The organism is Streptomyces sp. NPDC001156, assembly GCF_053598275.1.
On sequence record NZ_JBSFJX010000061.1, the window covers coordinates 40782 to 47178 of the forward strand.

Consider the following 6397-nt stretch of genomic DNA (forward strand, 5'->3'; position numbering starts at 1 on the left):
TGCGCTCCGTTGCTCAGAGCCTCAGCGGTTCTGAGTATTCCAGGCATTTCGGCCCGGAAGGTCCATCACATCACCAAAGCGTGAGGGCTTCGGCTTGAGGACGGTCTCTCGCTTCTGCCCGCCGCTGGTGCGGCAGGGTTGCGCCGCTGCCCGCCCCGTCTCCGTCTTGCGACGGGGGCGGGTGGCGCGGGTCATACGGTCGGCTCCACGAGGCTTCGACACCGCCTGCGGGGTGTCCCGGTCTCCGGCCACTCCGGTACCGGTGGTACTGGCCGCTGCGAGAGCGGCGAGGTCGAGTGCGGCATTGCCGTCCCGGTCGAGGACCAGGCCGCAGACGTCGCATTCGTAGGTCCGAACGTGCAGCAGCAGCTTGGCTTTCACTGCGCCGCACCCGGAGGCCTCAGGGGGCCCGCCTGGATCCAGAAAATGCCGTTAATAGGTTTACAGGCGGACGACGATCAGGGCGATGTCGTCGTTTCCGCCGCCGCTCACGCCGAGGCGGGAGAGCAGGACGTCGGCCAAGGGTTCTGGGTCGAGGCGGACGTTGGCGGCGAGAGCATCGGAGAGCCGGTGCAGGCCGGCGTCGATGTCCTCGCCGCGGCGTTCGACGAGTCCGTCGGTGTAGAGCACGAGGGTGTCGCCGGGGGTGTAGGGCACGGCAGCCTGGGGGCGCGAGACATGCTGCGGGCGGGCTCCCAATGGTGGATCGGTGGCCTGGTCGAGCAGGACGAAGGTGCCGTCGGCGTGGGTGAGGACCGGTGGGGGGTGCCCGGCGCTGCTGTAGGTGATGTGCTGGCGGTGGGTGTCGATGACGGCTTTGACCGCGGTACTGGCCAGTGCCCCTTCCACCGAGCGGGCATACAGGCCCACGGCGTTCATGGCGGGGGCGGGCTCGCACAGGGCGCGGACGGCGGCGGACAGGGCGCTGCGGAGCATGCCCATGGCGGCGGCGGCCTCCAGGCCGTGCCCGACGACGTCGCCGACCGCGACGGAGAAGCACTTGTCGGGCAGGTCCACCACGTCGTACCAGTCGCCGCATACGTTGAGGCTTTTGGCGGCGGGCAGGTAGCGCACCGCGATGTTGGGATGCCGGGCCAGGTCCGGGGCCTGCATCATGGCCTCCTGGAGGGTGACAGCGACCTTCCGTTCTCTGGCATGCGCCTGCCGCAATTGCTCATTGAGCCGCTGGAGATCCTGGGCCCGCACGTAGAGTTCGGTCTCCATGGCCTGAAGCTCGCTGAGCGCTTGATCCGGCCGCGGGCGGTCGGCATGGGAGAGTACGAAGTCGGTCACGTCCTCCATCCGGTGCAGGATCCACGCCACCTGTCCGTCCGGCCCGCGCACGGGGACGTTGGTCGGGGACCCCCACCGTTCCTCGAACAGCCCTGGGCGGTCGGCCACGGGGATGTCGAACTTCTGCACCACCAGCGTCTCCGACTTCCCCGTGCACAGAACCCGGTGCAGGGAAACGCGCAGGTTTCGCAGCCCCTCGGGATCGGGGTCTGCGGGATTCTCGGGGAACGCGTCGAAGAGAAACCGCCCGACCAGGTCTTCCCGAGGGCGGCGGACGTCACGGCAGAACGCCTCGTTGACATCGAGGATCACTAGTTCGGGGCCCAGCACCATGTACGAACTGAGTGTGGCGGCGAACAACGCTCGATAGTCGATCGGCGGTGTGGTCACAGGCGCACTCCGCTCCCGTCCGGTGGCCCCTTCTCCACTCCTACTATGCGCGTTACCGATTGCCACACTGCTTTGCTGCGCCCGGAGTGTCGGAGAGCCGCTGGTCGGGACGATGCTGGGACATCCGAGGCAGGGTTGTCGTGCGACCTCCACCGCCGTCGGTCTGTGAGCCTTTAGGGCGGATCCCCTCCCACCTCCGCGTCTTATCAGAGACCGATAGCTGATCCGGGGAGGATGGCAGGCATGACTCACTGGGTGTACGAGTTTGCAGGTGGTCCGGACACGGGGGACTTCGAGGACAGCGCAGGTGAGGAAGAGCCGGGCGAGGTCGTGTTCCGTGACCGCCCGGGCGGGTTCGGTGTTATGGACGGGTTCGTGCGGGAGAGTGTCGACGGCCTGATGCTGGTGGCCCGCTACCGGTGGGTGGCCAGCGGAGATGCGTCCGCGGTGGCGCCGGTGGTGGTGCGGGCGTCCAGCGAACTCCCGCCGTCGGCGAGCGAGGCCGGCGGTCAGTGAGTATGGACGGTGGGCCGGACATCGACGGTGGGGAAGGCGCTCAGGCAGATCTGTGTGATCTGTGCGGGACGCTGGTCTTGGATGGCACGCAGTGGAACGCGCTGGTGCGGGACTCGTCAGCGGTCAACGCCGGTGATGCAGGTTCGACGGGAAGCGCCTGGTGGTCGGGTGTTCGTGCGAGCATCTGGTGGAACTGGTCGAGCAGTACAAACGCCGACCGTTCATGTACGCCGAACTGTGGGCCGGGAAGATCACCCGGGTGTTGCGGCAGCATCCCAAGGGAATCAGCGAGGAAGACCTGGCCAAGGAAACCGGGCTGACTCCCGACGAGATCCGGCACGGCGTGACGTGGCGAAACGCCGAGCTCCAGCGTCGGCGCGAACAGTTCGACCCGGAGCAGGTCAGCGACTCGAACAGAGGCCAGGAGCAGGCCCAGCTGGTCAGGGGCGCGCACTCGGCGCCCGCAGCCGCGACGTCCACCATCCTCAGCGTGGCCTCGCAGCCTCCAAATGGCTCATTCTGTTGGTCGTGCGCTGCCGCGGTCGACGGGGCCGAGGCGTGGACACGACATTCCGGTGTAGGCGCGGTCCATCCGGGCTGGATGGCTACGCCCAGCCGACGAAGGCCCGGTCTCGCACCGGGGTGCCCCCCGTGGCCTGTTCGGCGGGCCACGGCGTGGCGGGCCGCCGTCGGGCGCTTCACCGCCCGGCGGCGGCAGCCTGACAAAGCCGTACCGCCAGCGGTGAGATCCAGGAGGCGGGGAGGTCACGCTCGGTTCCGGCGCTGGTCGCAGCTTTCTTGACAGCGGCGGTCGGGGTGGCGTGTGACGTTATTGACCCATGCCGTCCATGTCAGCGCCCGCTGCAATCGCGAGATCGACCACGTCGCCACGGTCCTGCCTGACCGCAGCTCTCATGGACGTCATCGGGGGCGTGGCCAAAGCCGAGCTGCTGGAGGGGCAGGCGTCGGTCGTCGCTGGCCTTCCGGGGGTGTTGGGGATCGCGGACGACGACTGGATGGCGCTGGGAACAGCGGAGTTCCTGCGGGCCTGGTCGGGCACTGTGCCTTTCGGCTGGTCAAATAGCCCTCGCCGGACCCGCGGCAACTGGAACGGCACACACGGGAGCCCCGGCATCAGGATGCCGGGGCTCCCGTGTTCTCGGTCCTGACGGTCAGCGCGGAGCAGGCAACGTGGCGGGCGCGTCACTGGTCACCGGGGAGCGCCGGCCAGCCGCCAACTCCGGCACGTACTTGTACAGGGTCGTACCGGAGACCCCGAGCAACTTCGCGATCGACCGCACCGGCCCGTTCGCCCACGCCACCACGTGGATGTCCTGGCGGTGGGGCCCGGCCTGGCCGGTGCCGCGCCTGCCGTATCCGGCCCCGATAGACGGCTGAATCGTTGGCGGGACGGTTGCCAACGGTAGGGGACCGCGAGCCCTGAGGCAGCGGGCCCGACCGTCCACCAAGGCTATGCCCCCGTACTCGAGGAGTGACGCGGTCCCTGCACACCAACTCCTTCGCGGTGAGCTGGTCACTCCTCGGCTGTGCGTAATCAGACCAGGATTGTCGTGTCTTTCATATCCGCGAAGACCGTTGCTCTCGGGCCCGATCGACGGCGGCGTGATTGCGGCGATCCGCTTGGGTGAACTGAGCCCGGCCCCGAGCCGGCAGGGCCGTCAGGCCGGGACGGCGGTCAGGGCACGATGTAGCCGGCGGCGCGGAACAGTTCGTACCATTCTGCGCGGGTCAGTGGCACGTCCGATCCGAGGGCGGCGTCCGCGACACGCTGCGGTGTGGTGGTACCGATGACCACCTGCATCCGGGCGGGATGCCGGGTGATCCAGGCCGTCGCGATCGCCAGGGACGGCACACCGTACTTCGCCGCTAGGCGGTCGATGACGGCGTTGAGCTCGGGGTGGCGCGCCGAGCCGAGGAACGGGCCGTCGAAGAAGCCGGCCTGGAACGGTGACCAGGCCTGCACGGTGATGTCGTGCAACCGGCAGTAGTCCAGGAGCCCGTCGTCACGGCTGACCGACTGCTCCATGCCCTGCATATTGGCCGCGACGCCTTGCGCGACGAGCGGGGCGTGCGTGATCGACAGCTGGAGCTGGTTCACCACCAGCGGCTGACTGACGTGGCGGCGCAGCAGGTCGATCTGCCGGGGGGTGTGGTTCGAGACACCGAAGGCCCGTACCTTGCCTGCCGTGGCCAGCTGGTCGAACGCACGCGCGACTTCTTCGGGTTCGACCAGGGCGTCGGGGCGGTGCAGCAGCAGGATGTCGAGGTAGTCGGTGCCAAGAGCCTTGAGCGAACCGTCCACCGACTCGACGATGTGCTCGTAGGAGAAGTCGAAGTACGGGCCTTCGGGGACGATGCCCACCTTCGACTGGATGATCAGCTGTTCGCGCTGCGAGGGGCTCAGTGCCATCGCCTCGGCGAAGCGGCGCTCACAGCCGTGCAGCTCACTGCCGTACACGTCGGCGTGATCGAGGAACGTGATGCCGGCGTCCATCGCAGTGGCGAGGAGTTCTCGCACCTCCTCGTCGCTCTTGTCCTGGATGCGCATCAGGCCGAGCACGATGTTCGGGACGACCATGTCGGTGCCGGGCAGGTTGAAAGTCTTCACGGTAGGGTCCTTGTCGGTAAGTGGTATTCGGTGCAGGTACGGGGCGCCTCAGGCCGCCGACAGACGGGAAATCTGCTCGGAGGTCAGCATGACGCCGGTGGCGGCCGCCGAGTCACGGATGCTTTCGGGGCGAGAGAACCCGGCAATCGGGACGACCACGGGCGTGAGGGCAAGCTCCCAGGCCAGGGTCACGAAGTAGACGCTGACGCCTGCCTCGTCCGCGACCTCGCGGAAAGCGACGTGGCGCGCCGAGAGTTCGGGCGCGTTCGCGATGCCGCCCAGCGGGCTCCATGGCAGGAACGCGATGCCCAGCTCGGCGCAGCGCTCCAACTCGCGCAGGCTGGACAGGATCTCGTTCACCCCGTCGATCTGGTCCACAGGCGCGCTCGAAATGTCCGCCATGAGGATCACGCCCTCGTCGAGCAGGTCACGGATCGCACCGATCGAATCGGCGTACCGCACACTTGGGTCGGGGCGGTGGAACTGGTAGAGACCGATCGCCTCGACGCCCACGCGCTTGGCCGACTCCTTCGCGGCCTGCTCGAGATGGGCCGGATCGCCGTTCACGGTCCAGCTGCCGGTGCCGCACCGCTGGTGGCCCCCCTTCGTCGCGACCAGCACGTCGTCCGGGCCCCGGCCATACGCGCGCAGAGCCAGGGCGATGAGCTCCTCGTTGTGTCCGACCTCGCCGACGTCGCGGTGAGATGCGTCCGCCCTGCCGAGGAGCGTGACCGGCGTCGAGCGCCGCGTAGATCGTCGCGATCGATCTGCGGGCGTCGGAGCGTCCTTCGATGGTCATCGGCATGCCACCGAGCCCGATCGCCGAAACGGCCTGTCCGCCGATCGTGCGTTGCTTCATCGGATATCTGCTCCGGTAGTGGAAGACGGGTGGTCGAGGTCTTCTCGCACGGAAGGCCGGTCCTGCCCGAGCCTAGGAACAGCTAATCCAGAAGTCCAACAGTTGTTGGTCATGACATTGAGAAATGGAATAGATGAATGGATCTGCGGCAGATGCACTGACCCGGTGACTGGCGACACCATCACCGTCCCCTCCACCCAGGGGCGCATGACTTGGCGTCCGACCACCGCCGTGGCCTGCTTCGGCCAATGTTCCTGCGACGGTCCCGCGGCCGACGTTGCCTGCGGCGCCCTGAACTTCTTCACCAGTCCCGGGACGGTTCGCAGTTGGGCTGAACGGCACCCCGACTACACGGGCAAGGCCGTCGATCATGCCCAAGCTGAGGCGCTGGGGCGCTCCATCTTGGGCTCCCTGCGGGCAGCATCAGAGCCCGCCGCACAGCTCACTTATCCGGAGCCCTTCGAATGATCGAGCCCCTGAACTGGCCCTTTATCGTGTGCCCCGGCAAGATTCGAACCTGCGACACCCTCTTTAGGAGTTCGGTCCGGCCTCTGCGGACTCGGCGTCTTACTGGTGCGCGCCGTACGCCGGTTATCCAGGAGGTGCGCCACTGTCCGCGTTCGTTGATGTCAACGATGGATGTCAGGCGGTGGTTTGAGATTTTGGGCCGACGCGCGCTCGTTGCTCTGCTCGGTACCTCCCTGACGCCC

7 protein-coding genes and 1 pseudogene are annotated in these 6397 nt (G+C 67.6%); 4 read left to right on the forward strand and 4 right to left on the reverse strand.

Going from position 1 to position 6397, the window contains the following annotated elements; all coding sequences use genetic code 11:
- Positions 1-21: 21 nt before the first annotated feature.
- Both ACWDA7_RS26090 and ACWDA7_RS26095 read right to left on the reverse strand, forming a co-directional pair.
- Positions 22-381 (reverse strand): hypothetical protein, encoded by a 360-nt coding sequence (locus ACWDA7_RS26090; protein WP_450606734.1) that lies wholly within the window; start codon positions 379-381, stop codon positions 22-24.
- 60 nt (positions 382-441) lie between these two features.
- Complete coding sequence (locus ACWDA7_RS26095; RefSeq protein ID WP_450606736.1) at positions 442-1683, reverse strand: PP2C family protein-serine/threonine phosphatase; 1242 nt, start codon at positions 1681-1683, stop codon at positions 442-444.
- Positions 1684-1926: 243 nt separating this feature from the next.
- Here ACWDA7_RS26095 and ACWDA7_RS26100 point away from each other — a divergent pair, with 243 nt between their 5' ends.
- The 3 genes from ACWDA7_RS26100 to ACWDA7_RS26110 all read left to right on the forward strand — a co-directional run bounded on the left by ACWDA7_RS26100 (position 1927) and on the right by ACWDA7_RS26110 (position 3597).
- Positions 1927-2199 carry a hypothetical protein gene (locus ACWDA7_RS26100; protein ID WP_450606738.1) on the forward strand — a complete coding sequence of 91 codons (273 nt, stop codon included), beginning with the start codon at positions 1927-1929 and terminating at the stop codon, positions 2197-2199.
- 848 nt (positions 2200-3047) lie between these two features.
- Positions 3048-3368, forward strand: a complete 321-nt coding sequence (locus ACWDA7_RS26105; protein WP_450606740.1) for a DUF6368 family protein — start codon at positions 3048-3050, stop codon at positions 3366-3368.
- A gap of 22 nt (positions 3369-3390) precedes the next feature.
- Entirely contained in the window at positions 3391-3597 is a 207-nt protein-coding gene (locus ACWDA7_RS26110; protein ID WP_450606742.1) for a hypothetical protein, read from the forward strand.
- 298 nt (positions 3598-3895) lie between these two features.
- Here ACWDA7_RS26110 and ACWDA7_RS26115 read toward each other — a convergent pair whose 3' ends face one another.
- Both ACWDA7_RS26115 and ACWDA7_RS26120 read right to left on the reverse strand, forming a co-directional pair.
- Positions 3896-4828 carry an aldo/keto reductase gene (locus ACWDA7_RS26115; protein ID WP_450606743.1) on the reverse strand — a complete coding sequence of 311 codons (933 nt, stop codon included), beginning with the start codon at positions 4826-4828 and terminating at the stop codon, positions 3896-3898.
- A 48-nt stretch (positions 4829-4876) separates the two neighbouring features.
- Positions 4877-5687: pseudogene (locus ACWDA7_RS26120) on the reverse strand (aldo/keto reductase).
- Between the two features lie 111 nt (positions 5688-5798).
- Between ACWDA7_RS26120 and merB the strand changes: the two are divergent.
- Positions 5799-6155 carry an organomercurial lyase gene (gene merB, locus ACWDA7_RS26125; RefSeq protein WP_450606748.1) on the forward strand — a complete coding sequence of 119 codons (357 nt, stop codon included), beginning with the start codon at positions 5799-5801 and terminating at the stop codon, positions 6153-6155.
- Positions 6156-6397: the final 242 nt, after the last annotated feature.

Excerpts from the sequence above, each read along its gene's own strand:
- merB (WP_450606748.1), top strand. The coding sequence starts at position 5,799 with ATGACATTGAGAAATGGAATAGATGAATGGATCTGCGGCAGATGCACT.
- ACWDA7_RS26100 (WP_450606738.1), top strand. The coding sequence starts at position 1,927 with ATGACTCACTGGGTGTACGAGTTTGCAGGTGGTCCGGACACGGGGGAC.
- ACWDA7_RS26105 (WP_450606740.1), top strand. The coding sequence starts at position 3,048 with ATGTCAGCGCCCGCTGCAATCGCGAGATCGACCACGTCGCCACGGTCC.